Origin of the sequence: Vibrio sp. Of14-4 (assembly GCF_022347625.1) — a bacterium.
In the GTDB taxonomy this organism is placed as follows: Bacteria; Pseudomonadota; Gammaproteobacteria; order Enterobacterales; family Vibrionaceae; genus Vibrio; species Vibrio pristinus.
The window spans coordinates 73902-93425 of sequence record NZ_JAKRGI010000009.1 but is presented as its reverse complement, the minus strand read 5'-3'; the positions used below and the strand labels follow the sequence as shown (position 1 = coordinate 93425).

General features: G+C 43.8%; 15 protein-coding genes. 3 read left to right on the top strand and 12 right to left on the bottom strand.

Annotated features, from left to right (window positions below):
- Positions 1-238: 238 nt before the first annotated feature.
- Together MHN79_RS10715 and MHN79_RS10710 are read right to left on the bottom strand one after the other, a co-directional pair.
- Positions 239-1216, bottom strand: a complete 978-nt coding sequence (locus tag MHN79_RS10715; protein WP_160926034.1) for an ion channel — start codon at positions 1214-1216, stop codon at positions 239-241.
- Positions 1217-1309: 93 nt separating this feature from the next.
- Positions 1310-2206, bottom strand: coding sequence for a LysR substrate-binding domain-containing protein (locus MHN79_RS10710; protein WP_239172880.1), 897 nt, complete (start codon positions 2204-2206; stop codon positions 1310-1312).
- 106 nt (positions 2207-2312) lie between these two features.
- Between MHN79_RS10710 and MHN79_RS10705 the strand changes: the two genes are divergently transcribed.
- Both MHN79_RS10705 and MHN79_RS10700 read left to right on the top strand, forming a co-directional pair.
- Positions 2313-3590: a D-amino acid dehydrogenase gene (locus MHN79_RS10705; protein ID WP_239172879.1), complete on the top strand. Its 1278-nt coding sequence runs from the start codon at positions 2313-2315 to the stop codon at positions 3588-3590.
- Positions 3591-3947: 357 nt separating this feature from the next.
- Positions 3948-5486, top strand: a complete 1539-nt coding sequence (locus MHN79_RS10700; protein WP_239172878.1) for an alanine/glycine:cation symporter family protein — start codon at positions 3948-3950, stop codon at positions 5484-5486.
- 82 nt (positions 5487-5568) lie between these two features.
- Here MHN79_RS10700 and MHN79_RS10695 read toward each other — a convergent pair whose 3' ends face one another.
- The 3 genes from MHN79_RS10695 to guaB all read right to left on the bottom strand — a co-directional run bounded on the left by MHN79_RS10695 (position 5569) and on the right by guaB (position 10627).
- Positions 5569-7170, bottom strand: a complete 1602-nt coding sequence (locus MHN79_RS10695; protein WP_239172877.1) for a chitinase — start codon at positions 7168-7170, stop codon at positions 5569-5571.
- A gap of 246 nt (positions 7171-7416) precedes the next feature.
- Positions 7417-8970, bottom strand: a complete 1554-nt coding sequence (gene guaA / locus MHN79_RS10690) for a glutamine-hydrolyzing GMP synthase (RefSeq protein ID WP_239172876.1) — start codon at positions 8968-8970, stop codon at positions 7417-7419.
- Positions 8971-9163: 193 nt separating this feature from the next.
- Entirely contained in the window at positions 9164-10627 is a 1464-nt protein-coding gene (guaB, locus tag MHN79_RS10685; protein ID WP_152429693.1) for an IMP dehydrogenase, read from the bottom strand.
- A gap of 231 nt (positions 10628-10858) precedes the next feature.
- Between guaB and xseA the strand changes: the two genes are divergently transcribed.
- Positions 10859-12190: an exodeoxyribonuclease VII large subunit gene (gene xseA, locus MHN79_RS10680; RefSeq protein WP_239172875.1), complete on the top strand. Its 1332-nt coding sequence runs from the start codon at positions 10859-10861 to the stop codon at positions 12188-12190.
- Positions 12191-12193: 3 nt separating this feature from the next.
- On the opposite strand, the gene MHN79_RS10675 is transcribed toward xseA, so the two are convergent.
- The 7 genes from MHN79_RS10675 to ispG all read right to left on the bottom strand — a co-directional run bounded on the left by MHN79_RS10675 (position 12194) and on the right by ispG (position 19520).
- Positions 12194-12409, bottom strand: coding sequence for a zinc ribbon domain-containing protein (locus MHN79_RS10675; protein WP_239172874.1), 216 nt, complete (start codon positions 12407-12409; stop codon positions 12194-12196).
- A 274-nt stretch (positions 12410-12683) separates the two neighbouring features.
- Positions 12684-13550, bottom strand: a complete 867-nt coding sequence (locus MHN79_RS10670) for an alanyl-tRNA editing protein (RefSeq protein WP_239172873.1) — start codon at positions 13548-13550, stop codon at positions 12684-12686.
- Between the two features lie 47 nt (positions 13551-13597).
- A complete protein-coding gene (gene der, locus MHN79_RS10665; RefSeq protein WP_160926018.1) occupies positions 13598-15085 on the bottom strand; it encodes a ribosome biogenesis GTPase Der in 1488 nt (495 codons plus the stop codon).
- A gap of 168 nt (positions 15086-15253) precedes the next feature.
- On the bottom strand, positions 15254-16414 hold the full coding sequence (gene bamB / locus MHN79_RS10660) for an outer membrane protein assembly factor BamB (RefSeq protein WP_239172872.1): 1161 nt from the start codon (positions 16412-16414) through the stop codon (positions 15254-15256).
- Between the two features lie 10 nt (positions 16415-16424).
- A complete protein-coding gene (locus MHN79_RS10655; protein ID WP_239172871.1) occupies positions 16425-17039 on the bottom strand; it encodes a YfgM family protein in 615 nt (204 codons plus the stop codon).
- Positions 17040-17102: 63 nt separating this feature from the next.
- A complete protein-coding gene (gene hisS / locus MHN79_RS10650) occupies positions 17103-18371 on the bottom strand; it encodes a histidine--tRNA ligase (protein ID WP_239172870.1) in 1269 nt (422 codons plus the stop codon).
- A 30-nt stretch (positions 18372-18401) separates the two neighbouring features.
- Entirely contained in the window at positions 18402-19520 is a 1119-nt protein-coding gene (gene ispG / locus MHN79_RS10645; RefSeq protein ID WP_114786482.1) for a flavodoxin-dependent (E)-4-hydroxy-3-methylbut-2-enyl-diphosphate synthase, read from the bottom strand.
- Positions 19521-19524 lie beyond the last annotated feature (4 nt).

The window sequence follows — 19524 nt, the reverse complement described above, 5'->3', positions numbered from 1 at the left end:
CCGCAAATAAGTGAAGTAGAAGTAAACTATCTCATCTATCACTATAAATACTAGAATATTCCATCAATATCGTCGCAAGCTCCTGCCTCGCTCACACTATGAAGAGATATTCGTTTCTTCTCAAAGTATAAGCCCCGCTTGAAAAACTTTCACCAGTGACGTAAATCTGCTTTTTAATTAGCAAGTTAAAAACAAAAATATGTGCATGTGCAGCCAAACATCCTTGTCAAAACGAAAACTAGCGCGTCATTTTTTTAACAAACACCACCACAAACAACGCCATGGTAAAGCTGCCAAGAAAGGCTTCAAATGCCGCAATAAACCTTGCAAAGCCGACCGGTGAAATATCTCCGTAACCAAGCGTAGTGAAGGTGACCACACTGAAATATATCGAGTTAAGAAACTCAAACAAATAAAACTGCCAGCCGCTAAGCTCTTCGTATATCGGGTGTGCACTTGTGGTATCGAGGAAAAAGTAGGCTAAGGCACAAACTAAAATCAAAAAGATAGAAAACCCGACCACCCTCATCGGGTCTTCACCATACCCACAAAACAAGTCAACGGTCTTGGATACAACACGCTTAGCACTTAGCCTTGGCATTTGGTAGCGTCTAAATCGCATTTCGCGCTTAAAAAAGTCGCCTGCAATCTCAAATAGCCCCTGTGTTTCACATTGTTTACGTATGTTACGACACACTTCTTCCGCTTCTTGATACAAAGGCCCAACTTTATCGTACTGACGAGCTTTGCGCGCTTCTCTCACTTGCTCTTCTTGCTTTATGAAACGGCCCCAATTGACATTTTCTAGCTTAGCTCTATCTAGGTCAGCGCCCAACAAGTTGCAATTATCTAACCTAGCACAATGAAGGTTTGCTCCGACCATCTTGGTTTTCATCAAAGATGATCCCCGTAAATCGAGACCAAAAAAGTGAGCGTCTGTTAAATCGGCACGATAGAAATCTACATCACGGCACGAATAGCCATCTTTATTGCCTCTGTTAACTAGATTAACGTCTACTAGGTTTGTTCTTGCCAACTGAAACCCGTCTAAAGGTTTACCTTCTGCAGCCCACTTTTCAACCTTGTCTTTTACATCGTCTTTGCTTTTATCGACTTTGGGATCATGCCAGTAGCATAGACCGGACTCCCCACACGGTTGATCGCAGCACCAGCCATCGGGATTTTGATAGCTGCATTGGCCTTGAGTCGATTCCATATACACTGCCCTGTAAGCACCTCAGTAAATGCATCCTTATTGATAATACTAATTGTAGTGGTGAGTTAGGCTCTGGCAAATGATATTTGTCCACTATTCCATAACCACTTGTTGTTTCAACCAACTTTTAAAAAGTTGCGTCTCTGGTGCTTCACAGTGAGTAATAATGAAGTACCCAGCCTTAGCATTAATGGCGGGTAAGGGAGCAACCAGTTTTTGCTGCTTAATTTCATCATTTAACAGGGCTTTGCGAGCAAGAGCAACTCCCACACCAGCCTCTGCAGCCGCCATAGCCATATCGGTTCTATTAAAGAAATGTCCTTGACCCACATCCAGCTCAAGTTGATGCTTTTCGGCCCAATATAACCACTCTTGCTCTTTCAAAGCGCTTTGCCAAGGCATGGCATCGTGGAGCAAGGTGACATTTTCCCACACCAATGGAGTACTCGTGTTCAGCGTATTACATACTTTTCTGAAATAATCTGGACTCATCACAGGAATAAGACATTCTTCCATTAATAGCTCAGCACCATCAAATTTGTAGGGGATTGGTCCATAATCTATCGCAATATCAAAGTCACGGCTGCTACGATTGACCAGCGCTCCTTCGGCAAATATTTGCACCTGTATATTGGGATGAGATCTTTGAAAGTCGTCCAGACGTGGTACTAGCCACTTATACGCAAGGGAAGGTGTCAGTTTAAGCCTTATGGGTTTGCGACTTACCGCTTTATTTGCTTGCTCAATCGCTTCTTCAATGGCAGTTAAATGTGGATTAATTGAGTCTAAAAGTTTACGTCCAAGGTCAGTCAAACGAATACCTCGGGCATGACGTTCAAACACCTTAAAGCCAAGTCGCTCCTCAACCAATTGCAACTGCTGACTCACAGCACCAGTCGTGATGTTTAACTTGCTTGCTGCACTCGATAAGCTTTGATGCTGAGCGAGAATACTCACAAGATGAACACCACTCAATAAAGATGACTTCATATTTAGGTTTTAGTTTTTTTAAAAGATAATGTTAATTCTTCTCGATTGTTAACCAAATGTAAATCGTTCAGAGTAAGATAAAGTTGATAAAAAGGAGAAGATCACGGTGAAAGTCATTGTTCTAGGTAGTGGTGTAATAGGCCTAACCAGCGCGTGGTATTTGCAGCAATCAGGATGTGATGTGACTGTGATAGATAGACAATCTCGCTCAGCGCAGGAAACCAGTTTTGCTAATGCAGGGCAAATCTCTTATGGCTATTCTTCTCCTTGGGCCGCACCAGGAATACCACTTAAGGCATTAAAATGGTTGATGGAAAAGCATGCGCCTTTAAAAATAAAACCCAGCCTTGACCCAGATTTATTCAATTGGTCAACCAAGATGCTATCCCAATGTAACTTAGATCGATATCGCATTAATAAATCGCGCATGCTCAAGATCTCACTACACAGCAAAGAGTGTTTAGAAGAGTTAAACAACAAGTATCAAATAAACTACCAAGGGAGAAGTAAAGGTACCTTGCAACTATTCCGCTCTCAAAAACAGCTCAAGGCAGTAGAAAAGGACACCTCGCTGCTGGACGAAAGTGCTACACGTTATCAATTATTAGACAGTGAAGAATGCCTGAAACAAGAACCAGGACTGACTCACATGCAGGGAAAACTGGCTGGGGGATTATATCTTCCTGACGATCAAACAGGTGACTGTCATTTATTCTGCCAACAGCTTCAGGCTCTGGCTCAAAAAGCGGGGGTGAGTTTTGTATTTGATACAGAAATACATAAGCTAAACCTGAAGAGGCAACAAATCGATAGTATCGAAACCTCCAAAGGCCTATTCACCGCAGACAAATTTGTCGTTGCGCTAGGCAGTTACTCAAAGCATTTTTTAAAACAAGTTGGTATAGATCTTCCCATCTACCCCGTAAAGGGCTACTCGCTCACCTTGCCCATAATAAATGAAGCTCATGCACCTAACTCAACCATTATGGATGAAAGCTACAAAGTGGCGGTCACTCGGTTTAATAACCGCATACGTGTCGCGGGGACGGCTGAACTTGCTGGCTTTGACTCTTCCCTCCCCAATAAGCGACTCTCAACATTAAACCATGTTGTCTCTAACTTGTTTCCTCATGGCACGGATCTCTCAAGAGCTGAGTATTGGTCAGGTTTTCGGCCTATGACACCAGACGGTACTCCCATCATAGGTCGAACTCCAGTAAAAAACCTCTATACAAACACAGGACATGGCACCTTGGGCTGGACAATGGCTTGCGGCTCTGCCGACATACTTACCCAGATCATTACTCAGCCATCGATAAAACAGCACGAACAGCTAAGCTTGCATCGATATACAAATGATATAAATGAATATGCTCACATTTAATCAACAGCTAAGTGTTAATAAAATGTTTTAAAAAGCATAACAACATTTATTACCAATGATTTAAAGCGACTTAGCCACGAAGCATTTGACTGGTTTTAAGATTACATTCTGTTTAAAAACGGCACAAAATCAATAATTAGTCAGTAATAGGCATCCATAAAAGCCACTCAGTTCTTGTAAAGTGCATCCTCCGTACGCCCAATACTCTAATAGCGTACGGTTTAACGTTTGCGTCATATTTTGTGCCTGAGCTCACGCAAACCAACTTTAGAACATAAAAAATTTAACAATAGAGTTACAAAAAGGTTAATATCCAGAGCGCAAACCACCAATCATAATAAAACAGGGAAAATACTTATGCAGTCATTAGTTGATTTTCTGAATGGAATTATCTGGAGCCCCGCATTGATTTATCTGTGCTTGGGAGCAGGGTTGTTCTACTCAATCATGACGCGATTTGTCCAAATTCGCCATTTTAGCGAGATGTGGCGACTACTTCTTTCAGGAAAAAGTTCATCTAAAGGAATTTCATCTTTCCAAGCGCTTGCAGTTTCATTATCGGGAAGAGTCGGTACAGGTAATATCGCAGGTGTTGCCGCAGCCATCGGCTTTGGCGGACCTGGTGCAGTTTTTTGGATGTGGGTTGTTGCGTTTTTTGGCGCTGCTACGGCTTATGCAGAGTCAACCCTAGCTCAAATCTATAAAGAGGAAGATAACGGCGAATTTCGTGGTGGTCCTGCCTACTATATAGAAAAAGCTATGGGTCAAAAATGGTACGCATGGATTTTCGCAATCGCTACTATATTTGCTTGTGGTTTTCTACTACCTGGTGTGCAATCAAACAGTATCGGCAATGCCGTTGAAGGCGCGTTTGGCTCAGGAGGCATGGTAGAAACAGCAATTGGCACCTTTAGTTTTGCGAAGATTTTCACTGGTACCGTCATCTCCGTCATTCTTGCATTCATCATTTTCGGCGGCGTGAAGCGAATTGCTAACTTTACCCAGATCGTTGTTCCTTTCATGGCACTCGCGTACATCATCACAGCGTTTGTGATCATCTTACTCAACATTGAACAAGTCCCTATTGTCTTTGCAATGATCGTTGGTGATGCCTTTACTCCAATGGCTGGTGTAGGTGCTGCCATCGGTTGGGGTGTAAAACGAGGAGTGTATTCTAATGAAGCAGGCCAAGGAACAGGGCCTCATGCAGCTGCTGCAGCAAGTGTTGACCACCCTGCACAGCAAGGCCTAGTACAATCGTTCTCTATTTATATCGACACTCTGCTTGTGTGCTCTGCAACTGCATTTATGATCATCATAACCGGTGCGTATAATGTACATGGCGCTGAAGGCTTCTTGGTACAAAACGTAGCAGCCGACATCGCAGCAAATGGTCCAATGTTCACACAAATGGCGATTGAAAGTGCGCTTCCAGGTATAGGAAAGCCGTTTATTGCTGTGGCTCTGTTCTTCTTCGCCTTCACAACTATTCTTGCTTATTACTACATCGCAGAAACAAATGTGGCCTATATCCGTCGCCACATCAAAGTTAATGGATTGATGTTCATTCTGAAAGTGGCGATGATAGCCGTTGTGTTCTACGGTACAGTAAAGACAGCCAACTTAGCATGGGCAATGGGTGATGTAGGTGTTGGCCTAATGGCATGGCTGAACATCGTCGGTATCTTGATTATTTTCTTTATGGCCAAACCCGCGTTGAAAGCGTTGCATGATTATGAAGAACAACAAAAGCAAGGTGTAACCGAATACACATTCAACCCAGTCAAGCTTGGCATTAAAGGTGCTGATTATTGGGAAGATAAATACCGTCGTAAGACAGGTAAGGAACCTACAGCAGAGGTCGAGTCTAAGCCAGTAGAGCAACCCTCGACCTAACAATATTATTTAAGATAAAAAGCAGTGGTTAAAAAAAGGGGTTAGCAATACGCTAACCCCTTTATATTTTCTACCTTAAAATTTAAGGGCATTGAATTTCATCCCAAAACCAATTTGAGCCAAGAGGGGTGTCCCAAACTCCAGGTCCATTTTTGGCAATAAAACATTTTCCCTGATGAGTCACCTTATCACCATTATTCACTTGGGTAACGCCTTCTTGCCAAGGTATGAATTCATCGGGATTAGGGTTTGTGGGACCATCTGATAACTTCTGCCAAGGCCCACCTAAGTCTGGCCTATCTCCTTTTGTCCACCATTTGGCTTTATAGGTAATTTGCTTGTAGGTGACCTCCTCGCCTGTCATATATTCCTTATTGGCATTCCATTCATTTCCTTTGTTTGGATCGGGGGCGTCGAGCTGGTCAACAATACGAACTTCTGGCCACTGAACATGAGACTGATAGAAGTTAGTCACACACTTTTCATAATCCCCATCGACAAGCGCTGAATACGCAGTTTGAAATCCCACTAAGTCACATTCAAATGAATAACCTTCAGGGCGATCAGGGTAGTATTTCCAATTACCATCCCAATTGGTGTAAAGCACATCCTCTGCTCCATCAAGATTAAGGCTGCCGTAGGGGGTTTGCTGCCAACATGTATCTTTTTCATCTGGGCTAAGAGGGATCTGATAGTGAGACGATAGGCCTCTCCAGTACTTTATTCGATTAACTGGCTGACCTTTGTCTTTATTCTGCGCACCACACTCTATCCCTCCATTAATAATATTGATTGTGGTGCCAAAACCATAACCTATACCCGCATCCAGCTCCCGCTGAGATGGCTGCCAAGTTCCATCAATGACATGCAACATGGCAGGTTTGGGCGCTTGGGGAGTGAGGAAAAACCAGATAGCAGAAGCCAAGTTAAGCCATGAATCTGCGACTAAACCGGGATTGTTAAGTAACACTGTCGCATCACCATCAAACATCACCTCAGAAAAAGCCCCATAGTTAAAGTGATAAGATAGTTGCTTGGCTCCTCGCCCAAAATACCCTTGCCCCACACCACACGGCCATTTTTTATTCTGCCAATTATTCTCGCCGCACCCTGTGGTGTAACCAGTATCACCTTCAGACCACCCCATCTCTCGCACATGAACCAAAGCTTGCTGCCATTCTTCTAATCCAAGTGGGTTATCCGAGGTATTGTCTTTGGCAATATGCCCTCCTGTTTCCTGAGCAAAATGAGCAAATGCCGTGATGATAGACCGCTTACAAATCGCATCTGAGTCCCGATCATCCGTATATTGACCGCAAAATGCAGGAAACTTCCCTATTGCTCGCAAAAAGCGAGTATAGCTGTATTCTGGTGCTGCCATATGAGTGAGAAAATCCCACTCATGGTTAGGAAAGACTCGCTCTGCACGCTTAACGTTACTCGGGTTACTATTTAATCCTGGACTGATAGCTTCAACAATCGAATTAGGTGCTGTCCTGAGCGCTTGAGACCAAACTTGGTACATAGGACTGGACGCTTTGGCTTGCTCTACTTTTTCAATATCAGAACGTTTAATAACGTATCCCGTCGGGTTAAGGGGATCAGGCTGAATATTCATTACAGCCCAACTTGCAGAGGTGGCGAAGGTACATAAGGTTGCAGCTAAATAACTTGCGTTTCTCATCACACTTTTCCTTGTCATTGAGGGCAAGAAAAGATTAGAGAAGGCCAAACAAATATTCATTGCACTAGCATTAAGCAAACCTTAAGTTGCGAGTGGCTTTGGAGTTATAAAGAGCAAAAACAGGCTGAGGCCATAAGAAATGCAATATGGCTTCAAAAACACTCTAGTGCTAATGAGATGAGTAAAATTAGCTCAAAGACAAGAAAGCCAGCATAAAGCTGGCTTTGAAAAACAAACTATTTGATGTTATTCCCACTCAATCGTCGCTGGTGGTTTGCCCGAGATATCGTAAACCACGCGAGAGATCCCATCAATTTCGTTGATAATGCGATTAGAGACTTTACCCAAGAAATCGTATGGCAAGTGGGCCCAATGCGCGGTCATAAAGTCGATAGTTTCTACCGCTCGTAGTGACACAACCCAGTCGTACTTACGGCCATCGCCCATTACACCGACAGAGCGAACAGGTAAAAATACGGTAAAGGCTTGAGAAACCTTATGATACAAATCTGCTGCGTGAAGCTCTTCAATGAAAATAGCATCGGCTCGACGAAGCAAATCGCAGTATTCTTTTTTCACTTCACCCAGTACTCGAACGCCAAGGCCAGGGCCTGGGAAAGGATGACGATAAAGCATGTCATATGGGAGGCCAAGTTCTAAACCTATCTTACGTACTTCATCTTTAAATAGCTCGCGAAGTGGCTCGACAAGCCCCATTTCCATATCGTCGGGTAAACCACCTACATTGTGGTGTGATTTAATTACATGCGCTTTACCTGTCTTAGACGCAGCAGATTCAATCACATCCGGATAGATAGTACCTTGCGCTAACCATTTCGCATTCTTAAGCTTCTTTGATTCCTCATCAAAGACATCAACAAACACATGACCTATAGTCTTGCGCTTATCTTCAGGATCTGCTTTACCCTCAAGTGCGGACAAAAAGCGCTCTTCTGCATCCACTTTTATGATGTTAAGGCCGAACTTATCGCCAAACATGTCCATGACTTGTTGGCCTTCATTCAATCGCAGTAAGCCATTATCAACAAATACACAGGTTAACTTATCGCCGATGGCACGGTGAACAAGCATAGCGACAACAGACGAATCAACGCCACCAGACAAACCAAGAATAACCTCGTCACTGCCTACTTGCTCTTTAATGCGGGCAACGGCATCTTCAATGATCGATTCTGAAGTCCAAAGACGCTCACAACCACAAACGCCAAGCACAAAGTTTTCCAGCATTTGTAGGCCATTTTTGGTGTGGGTTACTTCTGGGTGAAATTGAACACCAAAGTATTTTTTCTCTTCATTGGCCATTGCAGCGTAAGGACAGGTTTCAGTCTCACCTACCTTAACAAAGCCTTCTGGGATTTCGACCACTTTATCGCCATGGCTCATCCAAACATCTTGAGTTGCTTCAAGATCTTTAAAGATTGAGGACTCTTCAGAAACTTCTACAGCAGCATAACCAAATTCACGTTCATCAGATGTAGAAACCTTACCGCCCAACTGCTCGGCCATGGTTTGCATCCCATAACAAACGCCAAGCACAGGCACACCCGAATCAAACACATATTGAGGTGCTCGTGGTGAGTTGTCTTCAGTCACGCTCTCTGGGCCACCAGAAAGAATAATACCATCTGGGTTAAATTCACGAATATCGTCTTCATCAACATCCCAGCTCCACAGCTCACAATAAACGCCTATTTCACGAACGCGGCGAGCAACAAGTTGGGTGTACTGGGAACCGAAGTCCAAGATCAGAATTCGTTGGTCATGGATATTTTTAGTCATTTTGAACAGTCTTATAAGCTTTATATTAAAACTGAGGCGAGCATACTCGCCTCTTAATTGATTCGTTAAGCTAGGGCTAACATTTTAGGTTGTGTTACTTGTGTTTTGGCAACTTGAAGATTTGAAAAGCAATCGTGGTTGCTCTCACCACCACGACTTTCTGATCATTTTTCAAACGGCCAATCAGCGACTATTATCCTAAACGGTAGTTTGGTGCTTCTTTAGTAATTTGCACATCGTGCACGTGGGACTCTTTCATTCCCGCACCAGAGATACGCACGAACTCAGCTTTAGTGCGCATATCTTCAACCGTCGCACTGCCCGTTAAGCCCATGCTTGAACGTAGTCCACCCATTTGTTGGTGAACAATTTCTTTCAAACGACCTTTATAAGCAATTCTGCCTTCGATACCTTCAGGCACAAGCTTATCGGCTGCATTATCCGACTGGAAGTAACGATCCGAAGACCCTTGAGACATAGCACCCAAAGAGCCCATTCCGCGATATGCCTTGTAGGAACGACCGTTGTAGAGAATAACTTCACCAGGTGCTTCTTCTGTGCCCGCAAACATAGAACCGACCATGACACATGACGCGCCAGCCACAATCGCTTTACAGATATCACCAGAAAAACGAATACCACCATCGGCAATCACAGGAATTCCGTATTCATTTGCTACTTCTGCAGCATCAGCAATCGCTGTAACTTGAGGAACGCCTACACCAGTTACAATACGCGTTGTACAAATAGAACCTGGGCCAATGCCTACTTTAACAGCACTAACACCTGCTTCGATAAGCGCCAACGCGCCAGCGCCAGTAGCAACGTTACCACCAATAATATCGAGATCAGGATAAGCCGTTCGAGTTTCTCGAATACGATTAAGTACACCTTCCGAGTGGCCGTGAGACGAGTCAATTAATAAAACATCGACCCCAGCTTCAACCAATGCAGCAACGCGTTCTTCATTACCTGGACCCGCGCCCACAGCGGCACCAACACGCAAACGACCTTGGTCATCTTTACATGCGTTTGGTTTACGTTCTGCTTTGTGGAAATCTTTAGCAGTGATCATCCCAGTAAGTTGGAAATCACGGTTAACAACCAGTACTTTTTCAACGCGCGCTTCGTGCATTTTCTCTTGCACTTCTTCGCGAGTGGCACCTTCTCTTACTGAAGCAAGGCGCTCTTTTGGCGTCATAACCACTTCAACTTTCTTAGATAAATCAGTTACAAACCTAACGTCTCGACCAGTAATGATACCAACCAATTCATTAGTGTCTGTTACCACTGGGAATCCAGCAAAGCCGTGTTTTTCGGTCAGTGCGATAACATCAGCAATGGTTGCGTCAGGATTAACGGTTACCGGGTGAGACACCACGCCAGCTTCAAAGATCTTTACTTGATGAACCATCTGAGCTTGCTGCTCTATGGACATGTTTTTATGAATAAATCCAATACCGCCTTCTTGAGCAAGCGCAATAGCTAAACGCGCCTCAGTGACCGTATCCATGGAGGCCGAGATCATTGGGATATTCAGAGTAATATTTTTGGTCAGCCGAGTGCGAAGATCAGCTGTGTTTGGGAGAACGGTGGAGTGTGCTGGCACTAGCAATACATCGTCGAATGTCAGCGCTTCTTTGGCAATTCTTAGCATTTGCAATATCTCACAATAAAAGGAGTAAAAGGACAATCCAATCTCATCGTTTCGCGTAATGAGTGCAGTATAGTGATAAACCTTTACTACATTTGGATTAGATATTGCGGACGGATTATACGGCTAACGCAATCGATTTACTACATTTTTTTTATTTTTTTTCTTGCATTACCCCCCTTGATATGTATTATATTGCCGCTAATCTCCATACTCACGTCTATGAGACTTCCAGTGTCCTCTATGACTAACCAAAATATTTTCACCGTCTCACGCTTAAATGCTGAAGTTCGTCTTTTGCTCGAAAATGAAATGGGCATAGTCTGGCTAGTGGGCGAAATATCAAACTTCTCTGCCCCAGTTTCCGGCCATTGGTACCTCACTCTTAAAGACTCTCGCGCACAAGTTAAATGTGCAATGTTTCGAGGTAACAATCGGCGCGTGACTTTTAAGCCTCAAAATGGTCAGCAGGTACTTGTTAAAGCGCGCTTATCACTTTATGAGCCTCGCGGCGATTATCAATTAATCATTGAAAGTATGCAGCCTGAAGGCGACGGGCGTCTGCAACAAGAGTTTGAAAAACTGAAACTCAAGTTAGCCGCTGAAGGACTTTTTGCTCAAAGCAGTAAACTAACGCTACCAGAGCATCCTAAACGTGTCGGCATCATTACCTCAAAGACAGGGGCAGCACTGTATGACATTCTTGATGTACTGAAACGCCGTGATCCATCCTTAGAAGTGGTGATTTACCCAACTATGGTTCAAGGTGAAGAAGCATCGATTCAAATAGCTCAAGCTATCGGATGCGCTAACAGCCGCAATGAATGTGACGTATTAATCTTAGGTCGTGGAGGCGGGTCTCTTGAAGACTTGTGGTGCTTTAACAATGAAATCGTCGCCCGCACCATAGCAGCAAGTCAAATTCCAATCATAAGTGCGGTTGGTCACGAAGTAGATGTCACCATCAGTGATTTTGTTGCCGATTTACGCGCACCGACCCCTTCAGCTGCAGCCGAATTGGTTAGCCGTGATAATAGTCATAAATTACAAACACTCAATAACTTGATCAATAAGTTACAAGCAAGGTTTGGTCATTACTTAACTAGGAATAAGCAAGTGATCATTGGGCTGCAGCACAGATTAGAAAGGCAGCATCCAACCTATCAGCTTCAGCAGCAAAGCCAGCGACTTGATGAACTCTCGATGCGCTTAAATAGAGCAATGCAGAGTAATTTAGCAGCACAGAGCCAACATATTGAACGTCAGCAGTATAAACTGCAATTACATACGCCAAGTCACTATATTCATGATCAAAGATCAGCATTGGAAAGGCTCGAACACAAGCTTATCGCCTCAATGGATAAAAACCTTCTCAAAGCTCGTCATCAACTCTCACTCGCGGGCGAAAAGCTCGATACGGTTAGTCCTTTAGCAACACTAAAACGCGGTTACTCTATCAGCCAAACAGAATCTGGCCGAATTATTACAAGTTCAGAGGATGTAAGATCAGGCGATATCCTAGTGACTCGCCTCAATGATGGTGAGATTCGATCGACAGTCTCATAAACATTATGTCTTAACGAATACGAACCGCACTTTAGATTTGGATTTTAGCTCGTTACACTGGTTGCAAAAATAATTACTTGCACCGCAAGCCAAAAGCTTTTCAAGCTGAGATTGGCAGTCTGGGCAATATGCCTGTTTGTCAAACTCCAATTGACACTGCTCACAGTGATATTTCCCCTTCCATTTTAGCTCAACATCACAATCGGGACATTGAATCATAGATACACCTTTACTCTTGTCTAATCACCATTTTCCATCTTAACCTCAAAGATTAATCTACCGAATGATCCATATCACGCAAGGACAGGATCCTTATCCGATCGTAGGCTAAATCCATTTTGATCAGCGATCTGGCCATAAAAGAATATTTATATCACCACACACCGAAAGCATAAGTTACATATCCTGTTTTTGGATTTAAATTGGAACAAAAAACCAAAATTTAATTTTTAAATAGCCACTTTTAGAATATTAAAAAACGATCTAATGATTGCTAAGTGGAAGTTACGTGTGTGAGCATTTCAATATTTTGTTCGTCTACTTGGGTTAAAGACACTTGAATCTGCTTATATTCCTTCAAGTTTCGCACATGTGTTCCTCCACAAGGTATCTCGGCAATACTACTCTCAGCTAGATCGCATTGCCAATAACGAGAGTCTGTCAAAGTGTCACCACAGCATTTCATGCTAATATCAGCCTTAAGAGTTAACCATTGTGCTATTTGGTGGTTCACTGCTACTTCAATATCTTTAAGATTGTCGAGAAGCTCTGCACTATTTAACCCTCTTTTACGCAACGTCTTGCCCAACCGATACGTATCATGGCACTGATCTGGTGTAACAAAACTTGACTGCTGAGCGTAACTATTAAAATCACAGTAGCCATGAGTATCTTTACGTTCTGCCTCTTTACGCCAATACCCTTGCACAGCGAGAGCTTTATTAAGAGCAAGAGAAGCAATATGACCCGCACTGTGTCCGCGGCTGAGCGCTTGCTGATACGCTTTATCCACCTTTAACGACACTGACTGACCTATGGATAAATCTACCTTGTTCTTTTCCAAGCAATGAACCACGACAAAACTCCAGCCATCTTCGTCACGTCGTACAGGTATATCAGTGCCTACAAATAATTCTCCGCTATATGATTCAACCGCTCCAACAAGACAATCAACAACGGGGAATTCTTCTAACCACCCTCTGTCTGCTGGGTGATCAGGCCAAATATGGCTGACTGGATGAAAAGGTGTTGCTTGGGTTACGACGTAGGAATAGTTTTCATCACTTCTTATCATCTGAACCGCTGAGCTCAAACTCCAAGTATCATGGCAAAAGCGAATGACTGTGGGTGTTACTGACATAGGGTCTCCTAAATGAAAAAAGCGCCTCTTGTATTAGGCGCTTCTCACTATTTCTTTCGATTTTTCATCATGCCCACTAGGCGTTTGCGTTTACGCTCTTGGGATAATGTCATCTTATTCGATTTACCCTCGAAAGGGTTTTCACTGCTTTGGAATTGGATGCGAATTGGCGTCCCCATGATCTCGAGTGACTTGCGGTAATAATTCATCAGATAACGTTTGTAAGAATCAGGCAGTTCATTCACTTGGTTACCATGAATCACAACTATCGGTGGGTTGTATCCGCCTGCGTGGGCATACTTAAGTTTTACTCGACGGCCTCGAACTAAAGGCGGCTGATGATCTTCAGTTGCCATCTTCATGATACGCGTCAATACTGAAGTTCCGACACGTGTCGTTGCTGATTTGTAGGCTTCTTGAACTGACTCGAATAAATGCCCAACGCCCGTACCATGAAGTGCAGAAATAAAATGAATACGCGCAAAATCAACAAAACCTAAACGGCGATCAAGCTCTTTTTTCACATGCTCTTTTACATCCGATTCTAAGCCATCCCATTTATTTACCGCAATCACGATTGAACGCCCAGCATTTAATGCAAAGCCCAATAAACTTAGATCTTGGTCAGAGATGTTTTCACGCGCATCGATAATCAATAAAACTACGTTCGCATCTTCAACGGCTTTCAGGGTTTTAACCACGGAGAATTTTTCCACCGTTTCATTGATACGTTTGCGACGACGAACACCTGCTGTATCGATTAAAACGTATTCACGGTCATCTCGCTCCATCGGGATATAAATCGAGTCACGAGTCGTTCCCGGCATATCGTAAACAACCACACGTTCTTCACCCAAAATACGGTTAGTTAGAGTCGACTTACCTACATTGGGGCGGCCAATAATCGCTAACTTTATGGGCTGATCTTGAAGGCGTTTAAACTCTTCTTCTGCCTCTTCTTCGGTGTAATCTAGCTTCTCTTCATCTTCGTCGATAAAGTCAGTAAGATCCTCTATTTCCCCGTTTGCTTCCTCTGCCATTTTTTCTGCAAATGGATTTAGAGCACGGTCGATCAAAGCCCCAACCCCACGACCGTGAGCTGCTGCAATTTGATACATTTGTTCTACACCGAGTTGCCAAAAATCAGCCGAAGCAGCATCAGCATCGATACCATCGACCTTATTAACTACTAGCATTGATGGCTTTTCAATTTTTCGCAAATGGTTTGAAATAGCAATGTCAGCTGGGGTTAAACCGGCTCTACCATCAACCATAAACAGTACTACATCGGCTTCATCAATGGCCGCTAGTGACTGCTCGGCCATCTTAGTTTCCACGCCTTCTTCAGTGCCATCGATACCACCAGTATCAATCACAATAAATTCGTGTTCGCCAAGCTTGGCTTGCCCATATTTACGGTCACGAGTTAAACCAGGGAAATCCGCAACCAAGGCATCGCGAGTACGAGTTAGTCGGTTAAACAACGTCGATTTACCAACGTTTGGACGCCCTACCAGAGCAACTACAGGAACCATAACAACCTCTACAATATTCTTTTCTTTATGTAGTTATAGGTAACACCTCAGGCCAACACCTTCAATGAGACTGTTACCTATAACCACATTAATCTATAAATCTCTAAAACAAACAAACGGCTCCAAACTGTCGCCAGAAAGGAGCCGATTGTGAATTGTATCACATGATCACTTAGTCAGGGTCAGTTTCTTTACTTGACCATTTCTAGTCACAACAAGATACCCGTCATCAACCTTAATCGGTGCCACAGCAAAGCCACTACTATTGATTTTCTGCTGAGCAACAAATTCTCCAGATTCTCTATCTAACCAGTGCAAGTACCCTTCGGTATCACCCACAACTAAGTAGTTTTCTATGATAACAGGAGCCGTTAACAGACGGTTTTCCAATTGTTCATTGGTCCATAATTCAGTACCGCTTCTTGCATCCACAGCAACAAGATGATCTTTGGCCGTGACTAAGTAAATGCGCCTTGTGTCACTGGCTAAATCAGTTGATGAAGAGTACTTACGCTTCCAAACTGGTTTACCCGATCGTAAATCCAAAGCCGTCAATTGGCCGTTATAACCCACAATATATAAGGTGCTACCCAAAATAAGTGGTGATGCATCCACATCCACTAAGCGATCAATTTCTGTCGCACCTAAAGGCGTGCCTATAGGTTGCTGCCAAATCAACTGACCTCGCTCTACAATGGCAGCGGCTAAACGCCCACCAGCTGTACCCCAGAAAACACCACCGGACACAGTCACAGGCTTACTATTGCCACGCAAAGTCAAATTCGGTACTTCAGTACTTATCGTCCACTTTACATCACCAGTTGATTGTTCGAGGGCGATCAGCATACCTGTCGTGGTATGGACCATGACTAGGTTGTCATCCGTTGCAGGAGCTGCTAATACTTCCCCTTCTACATCGACTCGCCAGTTTACTGCTCCGGTTTCTTCATCAAGCGCGATAACTTGACCATTTTCACTACCAATGAAAATTTGGCTGTAACCTGCAGTAATTCCACCCGATAAGCGAGCTGGCACCTCTTGCTCGAGATCTTGCTGCCACAGAGTACGGCCATTTTCAGGATTGAGTGCTTTTACCAAGCCCTCTCGACTGGCAACAAACACCTTGTCATAAGCGTATTCAGGAGTAAGTTTAGAAAAGTAGTGTTCAACGCCATCACCAATACTGGCACTCCAAAGGCTTTTAGGAGTAAACTCGCTATTTACCTTGGGCACTGGTGCCATTATGACAGTATCTTCTTCACTAGCACAACCAGCGAGGATGCCGACAATTGCTGCAGATGCGATTGCCCGCTTAAGCATTTTTTTCATGCATTGATCCTTATTTCGCCAGATCGTCCAGTTTCATTTGTAATGTCTGGCTAACATCTTCAGCCTGCTGAGCTTCTACATAGGCCGTATACGCGCCCTCTGAATCACCTTTACGAAGCAGGATATCTCCTTTTAGTTCAGCCACTCTTCCAGACCAACTATCATCGGTAATGGAGGAAAGCTCAGCCAAAGCAGCATCAAAATCACTTTGCTCCAACTTTAAACGAGCAAGGCGGAATGTAATCACAGAAGATAAAGCTTGGTCTTCTGTCGCTGATTTAGCCCACTCTAGTTGAGCCAGAGCCTCATCGAATTCTCCCGCCTCTACTTGGACTTTAGCCAGTTGAAGCGCTGCTAGAACTGCGTATTGGCTTTCGTTATTGGCATCAATGAAAGCTTGTAAGGCAGCTTCACCTTCAGTATTGTTCTCTGCTAACTGCTGAACAGCTTTGGTATAACTCTCAGAAGCAGTCTCTTGTGCAGTTGTCACTGAGTCTTGATAATAGCGCCAACCAAATAGGCCGCCCAGACCAATGACCGCGCCTAAAATGACTGATTTTCCATTCTCTTTCCACCAGTCCTTAATCGCTTCAACCTGTTGTTCTTCAGTATCGTAGAGTTCCACTTCCTGCCCTCATAAATCTAAAAAATGGCGACATCAGCCGCCACTTTTAATGTGAAATTGTATTTAAATAAGTTCTGCCAATTTAGCAGCAACATCACTTTGCTTGCATATCTCTTGAGTGCCGCCAAGTAAATCTTTGAGAACAACGGTGTCTTCTGCTACTTCATTCTCACCCAGAACTAAAGCAACTACAGCACCGACTTTATCAGCCCGTTTAAACTGCTTCTTAAAGTTACCGCCGCCAAAATGGGTCATCACTCGAAGACCATCAATACGTTCGCGAAGATTTTCAGCAAGCTTCAAACCCGCTACCATGGTTCCTTCACCCGCAGTGACCATATAGACATCGACAGCACGACGTACATCCGTAAGCTCAAGTGTCTCTAGCATTAGAACCAATCGCTCTAACCCCATAGCAAAACCAACGGCTGGAGTCGACTTACCGCCTAACTGCTCAACCAGGCCATCATAACGGCCACCGGCACAGACTGTTCCTTGAGCACCCAGATTCTCGGTTACCCATTCAAATACGGTACGGTTGTAATAATCGAGTCCACGAACCAAACGTTCATTGACTCTGTATTCGATGCCTGCCGCGTCAAGAAGTTCACACACACCTAAAAAGTGTTGTTTGGATTCATCACTTAGATAGTCAGACAGTCTTGGAGCATCCGCCAACATCGCTTGCACTGCCGAGTTCTTACTATCCAGCACTCGAAGTGGGTTAGTATGCATGCGGCGCTTACAATCGTCATCTAAAACATCGATGTTTTGCTCCAAAAACGCGACCAAAGCCGTACGGTAACTTGCGCGATCTTCTAATGAGCCAATTGAGTTAAGTTCTAAACGTACGTGCTTATCAATACCTAACTCTCGCCATAAGCGGGCTGTCATCATGATAAGTTCAGCATCGACATCAGGGCCGTCTAAACCAAAAATTTCCACACCACATTGGTGAAACTGACGATAGCGCCCTTTCTGCGGTCTCTCATGGCGGAACATTGGCCCCATATACCAAAGACGCTGTTCTGAGCGGTCAATCAAACTATTTTCAATACACGCTCTCACACAACCAGCAGTCCCTTCTGGACGAAGAGTCAAACTGTCACCATTACGGTCATCAAAGGTATACATTTCTTTTTCAACCACATCGGTCACTTCACCGATTGCTCGACTAAAGAGATGCGTCATCTCAACAATTGGCATACGTATTTCAGTACACCCATAAGAGCTAACGACTTTCTTGACTGCGTTTTCTAATTTTTGCCACAGCGCAGACTGGGTCGGAAGGCAGTCATTCATGCCTCGAATTGCTTGGATTTTTTTTACCACAATATTTACCGTAATTTAGGTGATCTGAGATTAATCTTTGACTTTCACATCAATGCGATTTTGTGTATCCATAACAGAAGCTTTTGCACGAATTTTGGCTTCCAATTGATTAACTAAATCATCGTTATCAAAGCGCTCTTTTTGACGTTTACCGTCTTCGTAAAAGGCACTCTTTTTGTTACTGCCAGCAAGGCCGAGATGGGAAACTTCTGCTTCACCTGGTCCGTTAACCACACACCCAATAATGGAGACATCCATAGGTGTAATGATGTCCTCAAGTCGCTCTTCTAATGCATTCACCGTGTTAATAACGTCGAACTCCTGACGAGAACAGCTAGGGCAAGCGATGAAGTTAATACCTCTAGAGCGAATTCGCAGCGATTTAAGTATATCAAAACCCACTTTGATCTCTTCGACAGGATCAGCAGCAAGAGAAATACGTAACGTATCGCCGATACCTTCAGCTAAAAGCATCCCTAGCCCAACAGAAGATTTTACTGCTCCCGCTCTAGCACCACCCGCTTCTGTAATCCCTAGATGAAGCGGCTGATCGATTTTTTTCGCTAACAAGCGATATGAATCGACTGCAAGAAAAACATCCGATGCCTTCACACTGACTTTAAATTGGTCAAAGTTAAGACGATCTAAAATATCCACATGACGCATGGCTGACTCCACCAATGCTTCTGGTGTTGGCTCTCCATATTTCATTTGGATATCTTTTTCTAACGATCCGCCATTGACACCAATTCGAATCGGAATATTTTTATCACGTGCACAGTCTACAACGGCTCTGATGCGGTCTTCCTTACCAATGTTACCCGGGTTGATACGCAAACAATCCACACCATATTCTGCGACTTGCAAGGCAATGCGGTAATCAAAGTGAATATCGGCAACTAATGGAACAGATACTTGCTGCTTTATCTGTTTAAATGCTTCCGCCGCTTCCATGGTAGGAACCGAAACGCGTACGATATCTGCACCCACATTTTCTAGTGATTTAATTTGGGCAACAGTCGCTTCAACATCTGTTGTTCTTGTGTTTGTCATCGACTGAACAGCGATTGGAGCGCCATCACCGATGGGTACATCGCCCACATAAACACGAGTGGACGGGCGACGTTTGATAGGAGATTGGTATTGCATAGTT